Source organism: Streptomyces sp. NPDC050703, from assembly GCF_040654435.1.
Lineage (GTDB): Bacteria > Actinomycetota > Actinomycetes > Streptomycetales > Streptomycetaceae > Streptomyces.
The window spans coordinates 193,824-213,630 of sequence record NZ_JBFAHX010000004.1 but is presented as its reverse complement, the minus strand read 5'-3'; the positions used below and the strand labels follow the sequence as shown (position 1 = coordinate 213,630).

Annotated in this window: 17 protein-coding genes and 1 pseudogene; 8 read left to right on the top strand and 10 right to left on the bottom strand. The window is 72.6% G+C overall.

Going from position 1 to position 19,807, the window contains the following annotated elements:
• The first annotated feature begins 173 nt into the window (after positions 1–173).
• The 4 genes from AB0I16_RS05795 (at position 174) to AB0I16_RS05780 (ending at position 4,811) form a co-directional block, all read left to right on the top strand.
• Positions 174–1,184: a polyprenyl synthetase family protein gene (locus tag AB0I16_RS05795; protein ID WP_062780265.1), complete on the top strand. Its 1,011-nt coding sequence runs from the start codon at positions 174–176 to the stop codon at positions 1,182–1,184.
• 254 nt (positions 1,185–1,438) lie between these two features.
• Positions 1,439–2,689, top strand: coding sequence for a DUF2092 domain-containing protein (locus AB0I16_RS05790; RefSeq protein WP_363248040.1), 1,251 nt, complete (start codon positions 1,439–1,441; stop codon positions 2,687–2,689).
• Positions 2,690–2,935: 246 nt separating this feature from the next.
• Complete coding sequence (locus AB0I16_RS05785; RefSeq protein ID WP_363248124.1) at positions 2,936–3,877, top strand: ABC transporter ATP-binding protein; 942 nt, start codon at positions 2,936–2,938, stop codon at positions 3,875–3,877.
• A complete protein-coding gene (locus AB0I16_RS05780) occupies positions 3,864–4,811 on the top strand; it encodes an ABC transporter permease (RefSeq protein ID WP_363248039.1) in 948 nt (315 codons plus the stop codon). Before AB0I16_RS05785 ends, AB0I16_RS05780 begins: the two co-directional genes overlap by 14 nt.
• A 34-nt stretch (positions 4,812–4,845) precedes the next feature.
• Here the strand turns inward: AB0I16_RS05780 and AB0I16_RS05775 are convergent, their stop codons facing one another.
• The 5 genes from AB0I16_RS05775 to AB0I16_RS05755 form a co-directional block, all read right to left on the bottom strand.
• Positions 4,846–5,442 carry an NAD(P)H-dependent oxidoreductase gene (locus tag AB0I16_RS05775; protein WP_363248038.1) on the bottom strand — a complete coding sequence of 199 codons (597 nt, stop codon included), beginning with the start codon at positions 5,440–5,442 and terminating at the stop codon, positions 4,846–4,848.
• 91 nt (positions 5,443–5,533) lie between these two features.
• Positions 5,534–7,009: a hypothetical protein gene (locus tag AB0I16_RS05770; RefSeq protein WP_363248037.1), complete on the bottom strand. Its 1,476-nt coding sequence runs from the start codon at positions 7,007–7,009 to the stop codon at positions 5,534–5,536.
• A gap of 185 nt (positions 7,010–7,194) precedes the next feature.
• Entirely contained in the window at positions 7,195–7,647 is a 453-nt protein-coding gene (locus AB0I16_RS05765) for a VOC family protein (protein ID WP_363248036.1), read from the bottom strand.
• A 100-nt stretch (positions 7,648–7,747) separates the two neighbouring features.
• The gene (rarD, locus tag AB0I16_RS05760) at positions 7,748–8,728 is read right to left on the bottom strand and encodes an EamA family transporter RarD (RefSeq protein ID WP_363248035.1); all 981 of its coding nucleotides are present in this window, start codon (positions 8,726–8,728) and stop codon (positions 7,748–7,750) included.
• A gap of 103 nt (positions 8,729–8,831) precedes the next feature.
• A complete protein-coding gene (locus AB0I16_RS05755) occupies positions 8,832–9,692 on the bottom strand; it encodes an SDR family oxidoreductase (protein WP_363248034.1) in 861 nt (286 codons plus the stop codon).
• 100 nt (positions 9,693–9,792) lie between these two features.
• Here AB0I16_RS05755 and AB0I16_RS05750 point away from each other — a divergent pair, with 100 nt between their 5' ends.
• Positions 9,793–10,191 (top strand): helix-turn-helix domain-containing protein, encoded by a 399-nt coding sequence (locus AB0I16_RS05750; RefSeq protein WP_363248033.1) that lies wholly within the window; start codon positions 9,793–9,795, stop codon positions 10,189–10,191.
• A 40-nt stretch (positions 10,192–10,231) separates the two neighbouring features.
• Here AB0I16_RS05750 and AB0I16_RS05745 read toward each other — a convergent pair whose 3' ends face one another.
• From AB0I16_RS05745 to AB0I16_RS05725, 5 genes are all read right to left on the bottom strand, one after another.
• The gene (locus tag AB0I16_RS05745; protein ID WP_363248032.1) at positions 10,232–11,323 is read right to left on the bottom strand and encodes a 2-oxoacid:ferredoxin oxidoreductase subunit beta; all 1,092 of its coding nucleotides are present in this window, start codon (positions 11,321–11,323) and stop codon (positions 10,232–10,234) included.
• Entirely contained in the window at positions 11,316–13,241 is a 1,926-nt protein-coding gene (locus AB0I16_RS05740) for a 2-oxoacid:acceptor oxidoreductase subunit alpha (RefSeq protein WP_363248031.1), read from the bottom strand. The genes AB0I16_RS05745 and AB0I16_RS05740 overlap by 8 nt, the downstream gene beginning before the upstream one ends.
• A gap of 311 nt (positions 13,242–13,552) precedes the next feature.
• Positions 13,553–14,212 carry a response regulator transcription factor gene (locus AB0I16_RS05735; RefSeq protein WP_363248123.1) on the bottom strand — a complete coding sequence of 220 codons (660 nt, stop codon included), beginning with the start codon at positions 14,210–14,212 and terminating at the stop codon, positions 13,553–13,555.
• A gap of 240 nt (positions 14,213–14,452) precedes the next feature.
• Positions 14,453–15,808: a sensor domain-containing protein gene (locus tag AB0I16_RS05730; protein WP_363248030.1), complete on the bottom strand. Its 1,356-nt coding sequence runs from the start codon at positions 15,806–15,808 to the stop codon at positions 14,453–14,455.
• 247 nt (positions 15,809–16,055) lie between these two features.
• Complete coding sequence (locus AB0I16_RS05725; RefSeq protein ID WP_363248029.1) at positions 16,056–17,252, bottom strand: sensor domain-containing protein; 1,197 nt, start codon at positions 17,250–17,252, stop codon at positions 16,056–16,058.
• A 250-nt stretch (positions 17,253–17,502) separates the two neighbouring features.
• Between AB0I16_RS05725 and AB0I16_RS05720 the strand changes: the two genes are divergently transcribed.
• From AB0I16_RS05720 to AB0I16_RS05710, 3 genes and pseudogenes are all read left to right on the top strand, one after another.
• Positions 17,503–17,892 (top strand): NADH-quinone oxidoreductase subunit A, encoded by a 390-nt coding sequence (locus tag AB0I16_RS05720; RefSeq protein ID WP_062780278.1) that lies wholly within the window; start codon positions 17,503–17,505, stop codon positions 17,890–17,892.
• Complete coding sequence (locus AB0I16_RS05715) at positions 17,883–18,668, top strand: NADH-quinone oxidoreductase subunit B family protein (RefSeq protein ID WP_363248028.1); 786 nt, start codon at positions 17,883–17,885, stop codon at positions 18,666–18,668. The genes AB0I16_RS05720 and AB0I16_RS05715 overlap by 10 nt, the downstream gene beginning before the upstream one ends.
• Positions 18,665–19,751, top strand: a pseudogene (locus tag AB0I16_RS05710) (NADH-quinone oxidoreductase subunit C); the annotation flags it as partial. The gene AB0I16_RS05715 and the pseudogene AB0I16_RS05710, both read left to right, overlap by 4 nt.
• Positions 19,752–19,807 lie beyond the last annotated feature (56 nt).

The window sequence follows — 19,807 nt, the reverse complement described above, 5'->3', positions numbered from 1 at the left end:
CTGAGCAGGGTGGTCACGGACGACGAGCGGGCAGGTGCTCGCCGTGATCGAAACGCGACCGGATACGCTGACTTGAGTGATGGCAGCGACACATCGACAAACCGTGTCATCGACCGAGATTTAATGATCGACCGAGTTCGCCATGTGATCGTCAGCAGACAGGAGAACCTCTCGTGACCGTCGTCGGGCCTTTCGGGCTGAGCGTGCGGGACCAGGCTCTCGAAGCCGATGTCCAGGCAGGGTTGGCGGCTGTCGAGGAGGGCCTCCTTGAGGCCACCAAGAGCGAGGTCCCCTTCATCACTGAGGCGGCCCAGCATCTCGTGCGCGCCGGGGGCAAACGTTTTCGGCCACTGCTCGTGATGCTCGCCTCGCAGTTCGGCGACCCCTACGCGCCGGGCGTGGTGCCGTCCGCCGTGGTCGTGGAGCTGACGCACCTCGCGACGCTCTACCACGACGACGTGATGGACGAGGCGGACGTGCGCCGCGGCGTCGACAGCGCCAACCAGCGCTGGAACAACTCCGTGGCCGTCCTGACCGGCGACTTCCTCTTCGCCCGCGCCTCGTACATCCTGGCCGACCTCGGCCCGGACGCCGTCCGCATCCAGGCCGAGGCGTTCGAGCGGCTCGTCACCGGCCAGATCCTGGAGACGGCGGGCCCTGCCGAGGGCCGCGACCCCGTCGACCACTACCTCGACGTGCTCGGCGGCAAGACCGGCTCGCTGGTCGCCGTCGCCTGCCGGTTCGGCGCGATGATGTCCGGCGCCGACGAGACCGTCGTGGACGTCCTGACGCAGTACGGCGAGCGGCTCGGTGTGGCCTTCCAGCTCGCCGACGACGTGCTCGACATCGCGTCCGACTCCCACGAGTCCGGCAAGACGCCGGGCACGGACCTGCGCGAGGGCATCCCGACGCTGCCGGTCCTGCGGCTGCGCGAGCGCGTCGAGCGCCTCGGCCTGCCCGAGGACGTCGCGCTGAGCGAGCTGCTCGACTCCGACCTCACCGACGACGCCCGTCACGCCGAGGCGCTCACCAGGCTGCGCGCGCACCCCGCGCTCGAACAGGCCCGCAGGGACACCGTCCGGTACGCGGAGGAGGCACGGGCCGCGCTGGCACCGCTCCCCGCCTGTGACGCGAAGACCTCCCTGGTGGAGCTCTGCGACCTGGTGGTGCACCGGGCGGGCTGAGCCCCGCCCCGAGAGCGGCCGGAGAGCGGCGGCGTCACCCCCTACGGGACGGGGGAGGCGTCGGCGCTCTTTGTCATCCCAGAGCAGTACGTGGAGTTGCGCCCGGGGTCTGACGCTTCCGTTCGGCCGATTTGGTCGGATGGACAACGACAAGGACCACCACTCCTGACCAAGTCGGGTGAGAATGGCGGCGCGGGGTGGACGAAGGCACGTGCAGGGGAAGGCCGCCGCCGACCACGGAGGTAGGGCACACAATGGCACCGTACGAACCGGCACAGGACACCAGTGACACCGGCGAACCGCGCGCCGGCCGCCGCAAGGCGGCCCGGTACGTGGTCCCGGTAGCGGTGGCGGGGGTGGCGGCGGCGACCATCGGGCTCGTCCCGGCGCTCGCCACCTCGGGCGACCCGGATCTGCCCGACATCACCGCCCAGGAACTGATCGAGAAGGTGGCGTCCTCGAAGACGCAGCAGCTCTCCGGGAACGTGAAGATCAGCACGGACCTGGGCCTGCCGTCGATGGACGGCATGGCGGGCGGCCTCGCCGGCGGCGGGAGCGCCGACCGGGGCGAGGACGGCGAGGGTTCGGCCGCGGACCCGAAGGCGAAGCTGATGGAGCTGGCGTCCGGCACGCACACGCTGCGCGTGGCGGTCGACGGCCCCGACAAGCAGAAGGTGTCCGTCCTCGACGACGCCGCCGAGTACAGCCTGATCCACAACGGCGACGAGTTGTGGGCGTACGACAGCGCGTCGAACGAGGCGTACCACGCGAAGGCCCCGGACGGCGGGGCGCACAAGGGCGGGGGGAAGCGGGACAGCAAGGTCCCGGAGGACCTTCCCTCCACCCCTCAGGACTTCGCCGACCAGGCCCTGAAGGCCGTCGACGAGACCACGTCGGTCGAGGCCGACGGCACCGCGCAGGTCGCGGGCCGCGACGCGTACCGCCTGGTGATCAAGCCGAAGCAGTCGGGGTCGACGGTCGGTCAGATCACGGTCGCGGTGGACGCCGAGACGGGGACGCCGCTCAAGTTCACCCTGACCCCGGCCTCCGGCGGTGCCGCCGTCGTCGACGTGGGCTTCACCAAGGTCGACTTCGACAAGCCGTCCGCGTCCACGTTCGACTTCGCGCCGCCCAAGGGCGCGAAGGTCACCGAGGCCGACGACGAGGCGGAGGGCCGCGCCGCCGAGGACGCCGAGGACAAGGCCAAGGGCGGCAAGGAGTTCGAGGAGCAGGACCTCAACGACCTCAAGGTCATCGGCGAGGGCTGGAGCTCCATCGCCGAGCTGAAGCTGCCGGGCGGCCAGGGCCTGCCGACGGCCGGATCGGGCGACGTCCCGCCGGACGCGCAGAAGCTGCTCGACTCCCTCGGCGACCGGGTCGACGGCAAGTTCGGCTCCGGCACGGTCTTCTCGACCCGCCTGATCAACGCCCTCGTCACCGACGACGGCACGGTCTACGTGGGTGCGGTCACGAAGGACGCGCTGGTCAAGGCGGCGAACCGCTAGGCACGGGGCCCGAGCGGCGGGCCGGGGCGCCCCGTGTCCTCACGGCGTCCCCGGCCCGGCGCCCGGCCCGGCGGAACGGAACGGGGCGGTCCGGCAGAACGGGACGGGGCGGTCCGGCAGAACGGGACGGCCCGGCGGACCGGGTGACAGGAGGAAGCGGTGCCAGGCACCAACGGGGGACCCGCGACGCCGCGGGGTGCGGAAGAGGACCGCGGCGGCGGCGCCTCCGCGGGCTCCGGCGGCCTCGTGATCGAGACGCACGCCCTCACCAAGCGCTACGGCAAGCACCTGGCGGTCGACCGGCTCGACCTCGGCGTGCCCGAGGGCAGCGTCTTCGGCTTCCTCGGCCCGAACGGCTCGGGCAAGACCACCACCATCCGCATGCTCATGAGCCTGATCAAGCCGACCTCCGGCACCGCCCGGGTCCTCGGCCACCCCATGCCGCGCGCCACGCGGACCGTGCTTCCGCAGGTCGGAGCGCTGATCGAGGGCCCCGCCCTGTACGGGTTCCTGTCGGGCCGCGACAACCTCCTGCGGTACGACTCCGCCGACCCGGCCGCCGACCCCCGCACCCGCGGACGGCGCGCCGACGCCGCCCTCGACCGCGTGGGCCTGACCGCCGCCGCGGGCAAGAAGGCGAAGGCGTACTCGCTCGGCATGAAGCAGCGGCTCGGCCTCGCGGCTGCGCTGCTCAGGCCCCGGCGGCTCCTCGTCCTGGACGAGCCGACGAACGGCCTCGACCCCCAGGGCATGCGGGAGATCCGCACGCTGGTGCGGGAACTGGCGGCCGAGGGGACGACCGTCTTCCTCTCCTCGCACCTCCTCGACGAGATCGAGCAGGTCTGCACGCACGCCGCCGTGATGACGCGGGGCCGCCTGATCACGCAGGGCCCCGTGGCCGACCTCGCGGCGGGCGCGCGTGGCAGGCTGGTCGTGACGACACCCGATCCGGGCGAGGCGGCCAGGGTCCTGAAGGAGCGGGGCGTGGCGGATCTCGTCGTGACGGAGGAGCGCGTGACCGGTGAACCGCCGGGCAAGGACACGGCGGGCCGGGACACGGACCTGGCCGACCTGAACGCCGCGCTGGTCGCGGCGGGCGTGCGCGTACGGGGCTTCGGTCTGGAACGGGCCTCCCTGGAGGACGCGTTCGTGGCGCTGACGGGGGAGGGGTTCGATGTCGCGGGATGAGGCGCCGGTGGACGCGCCTGGGCGGAAGCCGGGGCCGGTACCCGGGCCGGGACCGGGGCTGGGGCCGGTGACGGCAGGCGGCGCGCGGGAGCCGCGCGCCCTGTGGACGCTCGGGCTCTTCCGCAGCGAACTGTCGGTCACCTTCCGCCGCTGGCGGACCCTCGCACTGCTCGGTGTGCTGGCCGCCGTGCCGATCCTGGTCGGGGTCGCCGTGCGGATCGAGACGAGCGACGGCTCGACGGTCGGCGGCGGCGAGGGGGGCGGCCCGGCCTTCATCGCGCAGATCACCAACAACGGCCTGTTCCTGGTCTTCACCGCGCTCGCGGCGACCCTGCCGTTCTTCCTGCCCATGGCCATCGGGGTGATCGCGGGCGACGCCGTCGCGGGCGAGGCGAACGCGGGCACGCTCCGCTACCTCCTCGTCGCGCCCGCGGGCCGCACGCGGCTGCTGCTCGCCAAGTACGCGACCACGCTGACGTTCTGCCTGGTCGCGACGTTGGTCGTCGCCGTGTCCGCGCTGGTGACGGGGGCGATCCTCTTCCCGCTCGGTGAGGTCACCACGATCTCCGGCACCCGCATGAGCTTCGGAGAGGGGCTGCTGCGGGCCCTGCTCATCGCGCTCGTCGTCGCCGCGTCACTGGTCGGCGTCGCGGCGCTCGGCCTGTTCGTGTCGACGCTGACCAGCAGCGGCATCGCGGCGATGGCGACGACCGTCGGCCTGCTGATCACGGTGCAGATCCTCGACCAGATCCCGCAGCTGGACGCCCTGCACCCGTACTTCTTCTCGCACTACTGGCTGTCCTTCGCGGACCTGATGCGCGAGCCGGTCTACTGGGACGACCTGATCAAGAACCTGCAGATGCAGGGGCTGTACGCGGCCGTCTTCGGCTCGGCGGCGTGGGCGCGGTTCGGCGCGAAGGACATCATGACCTGACGCCCTTCGCCCGCGTGCGCCGGCACACAGGCTCTCAGTCCTCGTCGTACGGGAAGCGCGCCACCTGCGGCTCCTGGGCGAAGAAGGTCTTCGCGCGGAGCATGGCCCGCTCGTCGTCGAGGACGTTGCCCGGCCGGCTGCCGTTGCCGAGCAGGACGCCGCCGAAGCGCATCGGGAAGAACGCGGCGGTGTTCCGCAGCGTGCCGATGAGCGGTTCCGCGACCTCCTCCTCGCGGTGCGCGAGCGCGCTCACGCCCCACAGGGTGCGGCCCTTGAGGGTCTCCTTGAAGTCGATCTCCGGGACCTCCAGCCAGGCGTCCCAGAAGTCGAGGTAGCGCTTGGTGGTGGCGGACACGGAGTACCAGTACAGCGGCGAGGCGATGACGATGTCCGTGGCGCCGAGGGTGGCGTCGAGCAGCAGCGCCTCGTTGTCGCCGGTGGGCCTGGGGCGCGCCCGGGGGCGGTTGTCGTCGTGCCGCAGGTCCTCGAAGTCGGGCAGCGGCAGGTCGGCCAGGTGCAGCCAGCGCTGCTCCACGTCGGCCGGGAGCTGTTCGGCGGCCCTGCGGGCCAGGGTCTCGGTGTTGCCCCCGGCGCGGGCGCTGCCGAGGACGAAGAGGAACGTGCGGCTCATGGGAATCCCCCCGGGATACGGCTGTGCTCCATCACTTCCTTGCGCGTGCACTATATGCACGCGCAAGCATCTGCGTCCAGGGGTGCCGGTCTCAGGGGCGTACGTGGACGGCCCAGCCGGGGGCGTACGTGGCGGGCACCGGATGGCGGGGCCAGTCGCGGGCCCATGGCGGGGGCGCGGCGCCGCGCAGCACCAGGGCGGTGGGGCGGCGCGGGTCGCGGAGGCCGGCGGGCGTGCAGCCCGCGGTGTGGGCGAGCGGGATGACGGACGTGTTGCCGGCCAGGACGCAGGGCCCGGCCACGCCGCCGGCGCCGTGCCGGTGCAGGACCTCGGTGACGCGCTGCCAGTCGCCGCGGGCGCCGGCCTGGATTCTGGCGTTGCCGCGCACCAGGGCGGCCTGCACGGCGAGGTGCCCCGCCAGGGCGATGCCGAGCCCGAGGGCGAGGACCCGCCGGAGCCGCGCCGCACGCACGCCGTCGACCAGGGCGAGCAGGCCGAGGGCGGCGGTGGGGGCGAGCAGGGCGTGGGCGGGGAGGAGGAAGCGGGGCGCGGCGTAGGGGACGAGCAGCAGATAGGGCAGAGCGACGGCCAGAGCGGTGACGACGGACAGCACCGCGGGGCCGGCGCCACGGCCCCTGGGGCGCGCGCCACGTCCACCGGGGTCCGCCTCGCGTCCGCGCAGGCTCCATAGCCCTGCCCCCACCAGGAGCGGCAGCAGGACCCACCACTCCGCCGCCGCGAGCCGGAGGTCGTCGCCGGTGCACGGGCGGCAGAGCAGGGGGCCGTCCAGGACGGTCAGGTGGTGCGCGACGGCCGGCAGGGGGCGCAGGTCGCCCTGGATCTCGCTGGCCTCGGCGAGCCGCTGGAGGACCCCGCCGAAGCGCACGTACGCCTCGACGGCCCACGGCAGCGCGCCCGCCGCGAGCCCGCAGAGCACGGCCACGACGCGCCCGGGGCCGCGCCACGCGGGCACGAGCAGCGCGGCGAGCAGGAGCGGCAGGCCGAGGGCGAAGCCGTCGTTGGGCCGCATGAGCGTGGCGAGCGCGAGCCAGCCCGCGATCCCGGCGCGGGTGAGGGGGGACTGCCGCTGCCACAGGAACAGCCCGACCGCGCCGACGCCCCCCATGGCGGTGTAGTGGTTGGGCATGGCGCCGCTCGCGTAGAACGAGGTGATCCACAGCCCGCCGTACAGCGCGGCGGCGACGGCGACGGCCGACCCCCGCCGCAGCACCCGCAGCCAGGGCAGGAAGGCGGCGTAGAGGGCGGCGCCCGACAGGGCGAGCAGCCAAGCCCTGAGCAGCACGACGGAGTCGCTCCAGGAGGCCACGGGCGCGATGAGCAGGGGCACGCCGCGCGTACGGGGAGCGCTGAAGTCGGTGGCGGGCCCGTAGGGGGAGAACCGGCTGGCGTAGACGAGCTCGTCCCAGCCGAGGGGCAGCGTGAGCGGTACGAGGGCGAGCGAGAGCAGCACCGGGAAACCGCAGGCGGCGAGAAGGAGGAGGCGGTCGCGCCGCCCCCGCGGAAGCCTCGCCGCGTCCGCGACGGCCTCTCTGCCGGTCACAGCCATGCGGGGGAGCCTCCTGGGGGACGGGCGGCGACGTCTGTGTCCCAGCTTGTACGCCCCGGCGCGCCACCGCGAGCCCCGCGCCCCCGGTGGACGGCACGTGCGGGCGTCGTCCGGCGGCCCCCTGGGGCGTGTGGCGAAAGTCCCGCCTGTCCGGCGGGCGGACGACGCCACTTTCGCCACACGCCCTAGTGGACGCAGAACTCGTTCCCCTCGGGGTCCGTCATGATCACCCACTCGCCGCCCGGCTCCTTGACGTGCCGGGACACGGTGGCGCCCAGGCCCTCGACGCGGGCCACCTCGTCGTCGCGCCGCCCCTGCTCCGCGTGGACGTCGAGATGGAGGCGGTTCTTGCCGGTCTTCGGCTCGGGGACGCGCTGGAAGAGGATGCGGCGGCCCAGGCCGGTGCCGCTCTCCGCCTCGTACGGGTCGTCGGGGTGCCGCACCGCGGCGAGGTCGTGCCAGGCGCGGCGGTCGCCCAGCCGGAGGGTCGCCGCCTCCGGCACCGCGCCGAAGCCGAGGAGGCGGTCGATCAGGGCGCTGTGGTCCTCCACCTCGTAGTGCAGCACCTCGCCCCAGAAGGCGGCCTGGGCGTGCGGATCGGTGGCGTCGATGACGAGCTTCCAGTGCAGAGTGGTCATGTAACCAGTTATAGCGGTTACGGGCGGCTAGCGCAGTACGTACGCCACGATTCGTGGCGCGAAGTCGTCGAATTCGCCCGCACCTACCCCGCGCGCGCTCTCAGGCCGCGGGCTCCGGCTCGCCCCGTACGGCGGGGGTCGCGGCGGCGGCCTCGCGGGCGGCGGCCAGGCGGACGGCGTTGCGCCGCGCCGTCCGCAGCGCGTCCCAGGTGAGCAGGGTGAGCGCCAGCCAGACGAGCCCGAAGCCCGCCCAGCGCTCGGGCGGCATGGCCTCGTGGAAGTAGAGGATGCCGAGCAGGAACTGGAAGACGGGGGCGAGGTACTGCAGCAGGCCGAGCGTGGAGAGCGGGACCCGGATCGCCGCCGCCCCGAAGCAGATCAGCGGGGCCGCGGTCACCACACCGGTGGCGGCGAGCAGCGCCCCGTGCCCGAGCCCCTCGGTGCCGAACGTGGCGTCGCCCCGCGCGCCGAGCCACACCAGGTAACCGACCGCGGGCAGGAACTGCACGGCGGTCTCGGCGGTGAGCGACTCCAGTCCCCCGAGGTTGACCTTCTTCTTCACCAGGCCGTACGTGGCGAAGGAGAAGGCGAGGCAGAGTGAGATCCACGGCGGCTGCCCGTACCCGAAGGCGAGGACGAGGACCGCGGCGAGGCCGACGGCGACCGCCGTCCACTGCAAGGGGCGCAGCCGCTCGCCGAGGAGCAGGACGCCCATCGCGATGGTGACCAGGGGGTTGATGAAGTAGCCGAGCGAGGCCTCGACGACGTGGCCGGAGTTCACCGCCCAGATGTAGACGCCCCAGTTGACGGTGATGACCGCCGCGGCGATCGTCACGAGGCCCATCCTGCGCGGCTGCCGCGCGAGCTCGCGGGCCCAGCCCCAGCGCCGTATGAACAGCAGGGCGACGCCCACCACGACGAGCGACCACGCCATCCGGTGCGCCAGGATCTCCCCGGCCCCCGCGGGCTTGAGGAGCGGCCAGAAGAGGGGGACGAGGCCCCACATCCCGTAGGCCGCGAAACCGTTCAGCAGACCTATGCGCTGCTCGCCCCTCGACGCCTCGGCTGCTCCGCTGTCCACGGCCCCTCCTCTGGTGCGCGACAGCCTCGCGCTGCCCGTAAGAAGGTAGCGCCGAGAGCCCCCGCCTGTCATGCCCGTTCGGCGGGGACACTCATGACAGCCGCTATCCGCGCAGGGCCGCGGACACCGCGTCCGCGAGCGGCGTCGTGGGCCGTCCGGTCAGACGGGCCAGGTCACCGCTCGTCCCCGCGAGGCGGCCCCGGCCGATGGCCGCGTCGACGTCCACGAGGATCACCGCCAGAGGCTCCGGCACGCCCGCCCCGGTGAGCACCGCGACGTGCTCCTCCGGGGAGACGTCCGCGTAGGAGATCTCCTTGCCGGAGAGCCGCGCGACCTCGGCGGCGTACTCCGGCAGGCTCCACGCGACGTCGCCGCTCAGCTCGTACGCCCTGCCCTCGTGGCCCTGGCCGGTCAGGACGGCGACGGCCGCCGCGGCGTAGTCGGCGCGCGCGGCGGAGGCGACGCGGCCCTCGCCCGCGGAGCCGACGACGGCGCCGTGCGCGAGGACGGGCGCGAGGTTCTCGGTGTAGTTCTCGTGGTACCAGCCGTTGCGCAGGAACGTGTACGGCAGCCCCGATTCCAGGATCAGCCGCTCGGTCTCCTTGTGCTCGGCCGCCAGCTCGAAGTCGGCGTCCGGGCCGCCGAGGATGCCGGTGTACGCGAGCAGTGCGACACCGGCCTCGCGTGCGGCCTCGGTCACGGCGCGGTGCTGCGGCACCCGCCGCCCGACCTCGCTGCCGGAGATCAGCAGGACGCGGTCGCCCGCCGCGAAGGCGCCGTGCAGGGTCGCGGGCTCGTTGTAGTCGGCGATCCGCAGTTCGACGCCGCGCTCGGCGAGGCCGGCGGCCTTGTCCTTGTCGCGAACCACCGCGGCGACCTCCGAGGCGGGAATGCCCGCGTCGAGCAGTCCCTCGACGACGAGGCGGCCGAGGTGTCCGGTGGCTCCGGTGACGACGATGCTCATGTCTGAATACTCCTGATACGCGGTTGAAGTTCCGTATGACACTCACCCTAGCCACGGCACTAACTGAAAGAAAGTACCCACTTTGAAGTAAGGTACTGGTATGACGGTAAGCAGCATGGACGCGAGGGCCCTGAAACTGCGGGCGATGCGGGAGGGCGAGGCCATGTGCCCGCACCGCCTCGTCCTTGAGCACGTCACGAGCCGCTGGGGCGTGCTCGTCCTCATCGCCCTGGAGGAGCGCTCGTACCGGTTCAGCGAGCTGCGCCGCGAGATCGGCCGCGTCAGCGAGAAGATGCTGACCCAGACCCTGCAGACCCTGGAGCGCGACGGCCTGGTGCACCGCGACGCCAAACCCGTCATCCCGCCCCGCGTCGACTACTCCCTCACGGATCTCGGCCGCGAGGCCGCCGAGCAGGTCAGGGCCCTCGCGACCTGGACGGAGCGGCGCATGGCCGACGTGGAGAAGGCGCGCACGGCATACGACGAGGCCCGTTCCTGACGGGTCAGGAACGGGCCTCGTCGAAGAGACGGCCGACAGATCAGCCGACGACGGTCCAGGTGTCGCCGCCGGCGAGGAGCGCGGCGAGGTCGCCCTTGCCGTTCTGCTCGATGGCGTGGTCGAGCTGGTCGGCCATGAGGGTGTCGTAGACCGGCCGCTCGATGTCCCGGAAGACGCCGATCGGGGTGTGGTGCAGGGTGTCGGGATCGGCGAGGCGGGAGAGGGCGAACGCGGTCGTCGGTGACGTGGAGTGCGCGTCGTGGACGAGGACGTCGCGCTCGTTGTCCGGGGTGACGGCGACGACCTTCAGGTCACCGGTGGCGGGATCGCGCACCACGCCCTTGCCCGCGCCGGTGCCGAAGCGGATCGGCTGCCCGTGCTCCAGGCGGATGACCGCTTCCTCCGCCTGCTGCTTGTCCTTGAGGACCTCGAAGGCGCCGTCGTTGAAGATGTTGCAGTTCTGGTAGATCTCCACCAGGGCGGTGCCGGGGTGTTCGGCGGCCTGACGCAGCACGCCCGTCAGGTGCTTGCGGTCGGAGTCGACCGTGCGGGCCACGAAGGACGCCTCCGCGCCGATGGCCAGGGAGACCGGGTTGAAGGGGGCGTCCAGGGAGCCCATCGGCGTGGACTTGGTGATCTTGCCGACCTCGGAGGTGGGGCTGTACTGGCCCTTGGTCAGGCCGTAGATCCGGTTGTTGAACAGCAGGATCTTGAGGTTGACGTTGCGCCGCAGGGCGTGGATGAGGTGGTTGCCGCCGATGGACAGCGCGTCGCCGTCACCGGTGACCACCCACACCGACAGATCGCGGCGCGAGGAGGCAAGGCCGGTGGCGATGGCGGGGGCGCGGCCGTGGATGGAGTGCATCCCGTAGGTGTTCATGTAGTACGGGAAGCGGGACGAGCAGCCGATGCCGGAGACGAAGACGATGTTCTCCTTCGCCAGGCCGAGCTCGGGCATGAAGCCCTGCACGGCCGCCAGCACGGCGTAGTCACCGCAGCCGGGGCACCAGCGCACCTCCTGGTCGGACTTGAAGTCCTTCATGGACTGCTTGGCCTCGGCCTTGGGCACCAGGGAAAGCGCTTCGATCGTGCTCCCGGTGCCTTCCGACTCGGCCGTCTTCGTGTCAGCCATCGATGGCCTCCTTGAGAGCGGTGGCGAGCTGTTCGGCCTTGAACGGCATTCCGTTGACCTGGTTGTACGAGACCGCGTCCACCAGGTACTCGGCCCTGATGAGGGTGGCGAGCTGCCCCAGGTTCATCTCGGGGACCACCACCTTGCCGTAGCGCTTGAGGACCTCGCCCAGGTTGGCCGGGAAGGGGTTGAGATGGCGCAGATGGGCCTGCGCGATGGGCTGCCCGGCCGCACGGAGCCGGCGTACCGCCGCCGTGATCGGCCCGTAGGTGGAGCCCCAGCCGAGCACCAGGGTGGTGGCGTCGCCGTGGGCGTCGTCCACCTCCAGGTCCGGCACCTCGATGCGGTCGACCTTGGCCTGGCGGGTGCGGACCATGAAGTCGTGGTTGGCCGGGTCGTAGGAGATGTTGCCCGTGCCGTCCTGCTTCTCGATGCCGCCGATGCGGTGTTCGAGGCCCGGCGTGCCCGGGATCGCCCACGGGCGGGCCAGGGTCTGCGGATCGCGCTTGAAGGGCCAGAAGACCTCGGTGCCGTCCTCGGTCGTGTGGTTGAACCCGGAGGCGAACTGCACCCGCAGGTCCGGAAGTTCGTCGACCTCGGGGATGCGCCAGGGCTCGGAGCCGTTGGCCAGGTAGCCGTCGGAGAGCAGGAAGACCGGGGTGCGGTAGGTGACCGCGATCCGGGCCGCCTCCAGCGCGGCGTCGAAGCAGTCCGCCGGGGTCCTCGGCGCCACGATCGGCACCGGCGCCTCGCCGTTGCGCCCGTACATCGCCTGGAGCAGGTCGGCCTGCTCGGTCTTGGTCGGCAGACCCGTGGAGGGCCCGCCGCGCTGGATGTCCACCACCAGCAGCGGCAGCTCCAGGGAGACCGCGAGGCCGATGGTCTCCGACTTCAGCGCCACCCCGGGGCCGGAGGTGGTCGTCACCGCCAGACTGCCGCCGAAGGCCGCGCCGAGCGCCGCCCCGATGCCGGCGATCTCGTCCTCGGCCTGGAAGGTGCGCACGCCGAAGTTCTTGTGCCGGGACAGCTCGTGCAGGATGTCCGAGGCCGGAGTGATCGGGTACGAGCCCAGGTACAGCGGCAGATCCGCCTGCCGGGCCGCCGCGATCAGCCCGTAGGACAGCGCGAGGTTCCCCGAGATGTTGCGGTACGTGCCCGTCGGGAACGCCGCCGCGGCCGGGGCCACCTCGTAGGAGACCGCGAAGTCCTCGGTCGTCTCGCCGAAGTTCCAGCCCGCACGGAACGCGGCGATGTTCGCCTCCGCGATCTCCGGCTTCTTCGCGAACTTCGTCCGCAGGAAGCGCTCCGTGCCCCCCGTCGGCCGGTGGTACATCCACGACAGCAGGCCGAGCGCGAACATGTTCTTGGACCGGCCCGCGTCCTTGCGCGAGAGGTCGAAGTCCTTCAGCGCCTCCACCGTCAGCGTGGTCAGCGGCACCGGGTGCACGCTGTAGCCGTCCAGGGAGCCGTCCTCCAGCGGCGAGGTCTCATAGCCGACCTTCTGCATCGCGCGCTTGGAGAACTCGTCGGTGTTGACGATGATCTCCGCGCCGCGCGGCACGTCGGCGATGTTCGCCTTCAGCGCGGCCGGGTTCATCGCCACCAGGACGTTCGGCGCGTCGCCCGGGGTGAGGATGTCGTGGTCGGCGAAGTGCAGCTGGAAGGACGACACGCCCGGCAGGGTCCCGGCGGGCGCCCTGATCTCGGCCGGGAAGTTCGGCAGCGTCGACAGGTCGTTGCCGAACGACGCCGTCTCCGAAGTGAACCGGTCACCCGTGAGCTGCATGCCGTCACCGGAGTCACCCGCGAAACGGATGATCACCCGGTCCAGACGCCGCACATCTTTCTCGGGCGACCTGCGTTGCCCCCCGACGACTGCCGCGTCGGCCTGCTCCTGGCTACTGACCTGGCTGGTCACTGAACTGGACCTCCCTCGAGGCGGCTGAACGGGAGCGCCGGGACGCCCGGCGTTCCCAGGGCCCACCCTACGTCTGCCAGGGGGGCCTTCCTCGGGTAGCTCGCATGATGGACGTCCTTTTGAGACGCCTTCTCGCGCTGGTCCGCCATGGTTTGCCTCGCCCCCCGGCCCTTCATAGATGACGCTCCCCGCTCATCCTCTGGTTCTAGGACTGTCTGTGGCTCGTACGGCTGTTCGTTGCGCTCGGTGATCGTGCGATGGTGATCCGTGACGCCCTTGGGGTGGACGCCACCCGGCAGATTGTCCGCTCGTCAGGAGTTGAGGTAGGTGAGAACGGCGAGCACGCGACGGTGATCCCCGTCACTCTGGGACAGCCCGAGCTTCAGGAAGATGTTGCTCACGTGCTTCTCCACGGCCCCGTCGCTCACCACGAGCTGCCGGGCGACCGCGGAGTTCGTCCGCCCCTCGGCCATCAGGCCGAGTACCTCGCGCTCACGGGGAGTGAGCCCCGCGAGGACGTCCTGCTTGCGGCTGCGCCCGAGGAGCTGCGCCACGACCTCCGGGTCGAGCGCCGTGCCGCCCTCGGCCACCCGCACCACCGCGTCGACGAACTCCCGCACCTCGGCGACGCGGTCCTTGAGCAGATAGCCCACGCCCCGGCTCGACCCGGCGAGCAGTTCGGTGGCGTACTGCTCCTCGACGTACTGCGAAAGGACCAGCACACCGAGGTCCGGGTGCTGGGAGCGCAGGAACACCGCGGCCCGCACCCCTTCGTCGGTGTGCGTCGGCGGCATCCGCACGTCGGCCACGACCACGTCGGGCAGGGCGTCCTGCGCCGCGAGGTCGGTGATCGTCTTGATCAGCGCATCCGCGTCGCCCACTCCGGCGACCACGTCGTGCCCGCGGTCGGTCAGCAACCGGGTCAGGCCCTCCCTGAGCAGCACTGAATCCTCGGCGATGACCACCCGCACTGTGTCCTCCACTGTTCTCGGCCCCCCGACCGCTCGACCGCCGGGGCCCGTCCGACGTCCGTCACGTCGGCCCGTGCGCCCGGCCACCCCAGTATCGCGCGATCCGCGGCGGCCCACCGGCTCTGTCACCGGACTGAGTACACCCGTGACGCACCGCGCCGCCCCCGGGTCCGGGAAGCGGACCGGGGGGCGGCGCGGGGACGGGGGCGGCGGGGCGGCTTCGGCGGACGGTCCGTCAGCTCATCCCTGACGCCACGGCAGTTCCGCCGTGACCGAGGTCGGGCCGCCCTGCGGCGAGTCCACCACGAGGATTCCGTCGACCGCGTCGAGCCGCTCCGCGAGCCCCGCGAGCCCGGAGCCCGCCGAGATGTCGGCGCCGCCCGTGCCGTTGTCGACGACCTGGAGCATCAGCCGGTCGTCGGAGCGCCACACGTCCACCGAGCCCCGCGTGGCCCGGCTGTGCTTGCTGATGTTCTGCAGCAGCTCGGAGACCGTGAAGTACGCGATGCCCTCGATGGCCGCCGCCGGGCGCGCCGCCAGATCGACCTCCACCTGGACCGGCACCGTGCAGCGGGCGGCGAGGGAGGAGAGCGCGGCGCTCAGGCCGCGGTCGGTGAGGACGGCGGGGTGGATGCCGCGGGCCAGGTCGCGCAGCTCCTGGAGGGCGACCTTGACCTCGCCGTGGGCCTCGTCGACCATGCGGGCGGCGGCCTCGGGGTCCTCGGCCAGCTTCTCCTTGGCGAGGCCCAGGTCCATGGCGAGGGCGACGAGGCGTGCCTGGGCGCCGTCGTGCAGGTCGCGTTCGATGCGGCGCAGGTCGGCCGCCGCGGTGTCCACGACGACACCGCGGTCCGACTCCAGTTCGACGACGCGGGACGCGAGGCGCGAGGGACCGAGCAGCCCGGCGACCAGGACGCGGTCGACGGTCGTCAGGGCCCGCAGAATCCACGGGGTGGCCAGCGTGACGAGCAGTCCGGTCGCCGCGGTGACGCCGATCTCGAAGGGGTTGTCCAGGTAGACGCTGTGGTGGGTGTCGCCGTAGAGCTGGATGCCGCCCTGTCCGCCGTACAGCGGGAAGAGCCAGAACCACAGCGGATACGTCAGCATCATCCAGCCGTAGCTCCAGAAGACCACCGCCACGGCGAACGAGAAGATCGACCACGGCATGAGCAGCAGCGAGTAGAGCACGTGCCGCCAGGACGCGCCGCTCTTGAGGACGGCCCCGACGACCGAGAACGCGCCGCGCGTGCGGGGCCGCAGCGGCTCGGGCGACGCGATGTCCAGGTCGAGCAGCGTCCTCGCCCGCGTGCGCTCCAGGACGCCGAACCCGCGGCACCCCGCCAGGGCGGCGGCGAGCACCGGGATGCCGACGAAGGTGATCAGCAGGCCCGCGCCGAGGGAGAGCATCGTGACCGCGAAGGCGAAGGCCGTGATGCCGATGGGCAGGCTCAGCAGGGTGTAGCCGAACTCCTTCCACGCGCGGGCCTCGACCGGCGCGCGCAGCCCGGCGGGCAGGCGGTGCCTCCGCCCGACGCCGCCTCCGTGGAAGCCGGACCGCTCCATGTACGCGTACCCCTGTCCTTGGTCCATGGCCATCGGTGCCATCCGTTTCTGCTAGAGCCGCCTCGTTGCCGTGCCTACAGCCTCGCGCGGCGCGGCGGGCGCGACCATGGAGTGCGTCGGCGTCTTGGTGCGGGGGTTTTCCCTACCCTCCGGACCCTCTGGACCTGCCGGGCTCTCTGGACCTGCCGGGCTCTGGACCTGTCGGGCCTTTTGCAGGCTCTGGCCTGCCGGACCTGCCGGACCTGCCGGACCTGCCGGACCTGCCGGACCCGCCGGGCCTTCAGGCGAGGCGCGAGCCCGAGGCCCTGTCCATGGCGCGGTCGCGCCACGGCAGCTCCGCCGTGATCGTCGTGGGGCCGCCCGGGGGCGAGTCGATGACGAAGAGCCCGTCGACGGCGCCGAGCCGGTCGGCGAGCCCCGCCAGGCCCGAGCCGCCGTCGAGCCGCGCGCCGCCCTTGCCGTCGTCCCACACCTGGATCAGCAGGCGGTCGTCCGTGCGCCACACCTCGACGCTCGCGTTCCGCGCCCCGCTGTGCTTGCTGACGTTCTGCAGCAGCTCGGAGACCGTGAAGTAGGCGCTGCCCTCGATGGCCGCCGCGGGACGGGCCGGCAGGTCGGCGGTGACCTTCACCGGCACCGTGCAGCGGGCGGCGAGGGAGGAGAGCGCGGCGCTCAGGCCGCGGTCGGTGAGGACGGCGGGGTGGATGCCGCGGGCCAGGTCGCGCAGCTCCTGGAGGGCGACCTTGACCTCGCCGTGGGCCTCGTCGACCATGCGGGCGGCGGCCTCGGGGTCCTCGGCCAGCTTCTCCTTGGCGAGGCCGAGCCCCATGGCGAGGGCGACGAGGCGGGCCTGGGCGCCGTCGTGCAGGTCGCGTTCGATGCGGCGCAGGTCGGCCGCCGCGGTGTCCACGACGACGCCGCGGTCCGACTCCAGTTCGGCGATGCGCCGCTCCAACTCGTCGGAGGGGCACAGGAGCCCGCGGACCAGCGCCCGGTCCACATTGGTCAGGGCGCGCGCCACGTAGGGCAGCACCGGCCAGAGCACGAGGAGGCCGACGCTCATGACGGCGAAGGTGAAGATGCCCCAGGGCAGCCGGACGAACGCGTACAGCATGGTGCGCCAGCCCACCGGGTCGCGCAGGCTCGACCACAGCCAGCCGGGGAAGCCGCGCCTGCCGATCCCCGGCATCGGGCTCGGCTCCTCCACCCGCACCCCGAGCAGCTTCCTGGCCCGCGCCCGCTCGAACCTGCCGAAGAGGCGCGCGCCGAGCAGCGCCAGCGCGAGCAGCGGCAGGCCGACGACCGTCACCGTGAGGCCGGCGCCCAGGGCGATGGCGGTGACCGCGTAGACGAAGCCGACGATCCCCACCGGCAGGTTCGCCAGGAGGTGGGCGATCTCCTGCCAGGTGTGCGGGGGGTAGGCGAGTCGTGCCGGCGGTGGCCGGTCGTCGTGGGAAGGCATGGCGCGTGCGGTCATACGCGCCAGAGTGCCCGGCTCGCCGCCGTAACGCCATCAGGTACCCCGCCGGGAGACCCGGGGGATAACCCCACCCCGGTCCGGTGCGCGGGGGCCGCCGCGCGCTGACCGATGCGTGACGCTCTGCTTACGGAGTCTTTAGCAGGCCCTAGACTCCCGTGCGTACAGATCGTCGAACGGGATCAGGATCAGGGCGGTCGCGGAGTGAACGGGACCGGCATCGAGCGCGCTCGGGGAGTGAGGGGCTGACGTGCACGTGACGAACGTCGCGGCGAGCTACTACCAGTCGTACTCCGTCGTCGGACTGCTCGCCCTCGTGGGCACGCTGTTCGTCGCCGTGGCCTTCGGCGCGGGGCGGCTGCTCCGCCCGGTGGTGCCGACGCCCGAGAAGCTCCTGACGTACGAGTGCGGCGTCGACCCCGTCGGCGAGGGCTGGGCCCACACCCAGGTCCGCTACTACGTCTACGCCTTCCTCTACGTGATCTTCGCCGTCGACTCGATCTTCCTCTTCCCCTGGGCGACGGTCTTCGCCGCGCCCGGCTACGGCGCGACGACGCTCGTGGAGATGTTCATCTTCCTCGGCTTCCTCGCCGTGGGCCTGCTGTACGCATACAAGAAGGGCGTCCTCACATGGACGTGAGTGCCGTGACCCCCGCCCCCGTGCCCGCCGCTCCCGTGGACCTTCCGGAGCCGAAGAGGCTGGGCGTGCTGTCCCGCCTCGCCCCCGAGCCGATGAAGGTGGTCCTCAACTGGGGGCGCCGCTACTCCCTCTGGGTCTTCAACTTCGGCCTCGCCTGCTGCGCCATCGAGTTCATCGCCGCGTCCATGGCGCGCCACGACTTCATCCGGCTCGGCGTCATCCCGTTCGCGCCGGGGCCGCGCCAGGCCGACCTGATGGTCGTCTCCGGCACGGTCACGGACAAGATGGCGCCCGCCGTGAAGCGCCTGTACGAGCAGATGCCCGAGCCGAAGTACGTCATCTCCTTCGGCGCCTGCTCCAACTGCGGAGGCCCCTACTGGGACTCCTACTCCGTCACCAAGGGCGTCGACCAGATCATCCCGGTCGACGTGTACGTCCCCGGCTGCCCGCCCCGCCCCGAGGCGCTGCTCCAGGGCATCCTGAAGCTCCAGGAGAAGATCGCGAACGAGTCGCTCGCGGAGCGGTACGGGAACGGCGGCCGTCCCTCCGCGGCGGCGCTGCGGAGCGGACTGGTGCAGGGGCCGCCGACGCCTGGCCCGGCTTCCGGTGCGGAGTCTGGAGCGGCGTCCGGAGCGGTGGCTGGAGCGGCTTCGGGCTCGGTGTCTGACCCGGCTTCCGGTGCGGCTTCGGGCTCGGCGCCCGGCTCGGCTTCGGATGCGGCGGGTGCCGGCTCCGAGGGGTCCGCGGCTCCGCGGGCGGGGGAGGGGGAGCGGTGACCGGCTGGCTGCCGAGCCCCGTGGAGGAGCTCTTCGGCGCGGAGGCCACGGCCGACGAGTCGTACGACGTCCTGACCGTCGACGTGCCCCCGGCCCAGTGGATCACCGCCCTCGAAACCGCCCGCACGACGCTGGCCTGCACGTACTTCGACTGGCTGAGCGCGGTCGACGAGCCGGGCACGGGCTTTTGCGTCTGCGCCCACGTCGTGGCGCTCTCCCCGGTACGACGCCTCCTGCTCCGTACGACGGTCGCGCACGAGGCCCCGGCGCTCGCCTCCGCGGTCGGCGTCTACGCGGGCGCCGCGTGGCACGAGCGGGAGACCCACGAGATGTTCGGCGTGACGTTCGACGGCCACCCCGGGCTGGCCCCGCTGCTGCTCCCCGAGAGCTTCGAGGGCCACCCGCTGCGCAAGGACTTCGTGCTCGCCGCCCGCGTCGCCAAGGCGTGGCCGGGCGCCAAGGAGCCGGGCGAGTCGGAGCACGGCGGCCCCAAGCGCCGCCAGATGCTGCCCCCCGGCGTGCCCGACCCCAACGAGTGGGGCCCCCTCAAGGGCCAGCTCCCGCCCGCTCCGGCGCGCCCGGCGCGCGGTGCGGGCCGCACGGGCGCCGCGGGCACCGCCGGTCGCGCCGCCGGGGCCGCGGGACGTACCGCCGGGGCCGCGGGACGTGCCGCCGGTGAACGCCCCGTGCGGCGGAACCGGAGCGTGAGCCAGGGCTCCGCCAGCCAGGCCGCGCAGACGCCCCCGCCCGAGGCGGCCACGGCCACGCCCGGCGAACCGGAGGCCCCGGCCCGCCCCCCGAGGCGCGCACGCAGCGCGAGCCAGGGCTCGGCCTCCCAACGGGCAGCGGCGCAGAGCCCGGCTCCGGCCGTACCGGAGGCTCCGGGCGCGCCCGAGGCCGCCGCTCCACCGGAAGGCCCGGCTTCGCCGGAGGCCGCGGCGAAGCCCGCCGCGCCGCGCAGCTCCGACGCCCCCTGGCACCACGCCCGCCCCGCGTACGAGGAGACGGGCCCCGAGGACACCTCCCGTACCGGAGCCACCGGAGCCACCGGAGCCACCGGGGCCACCGAAGGCACCGGAGCCAGCGAAGGCACCGCAGACGGCCAAGGCGCCGCAGAGAGCCAAGGCACCAAGGACAGC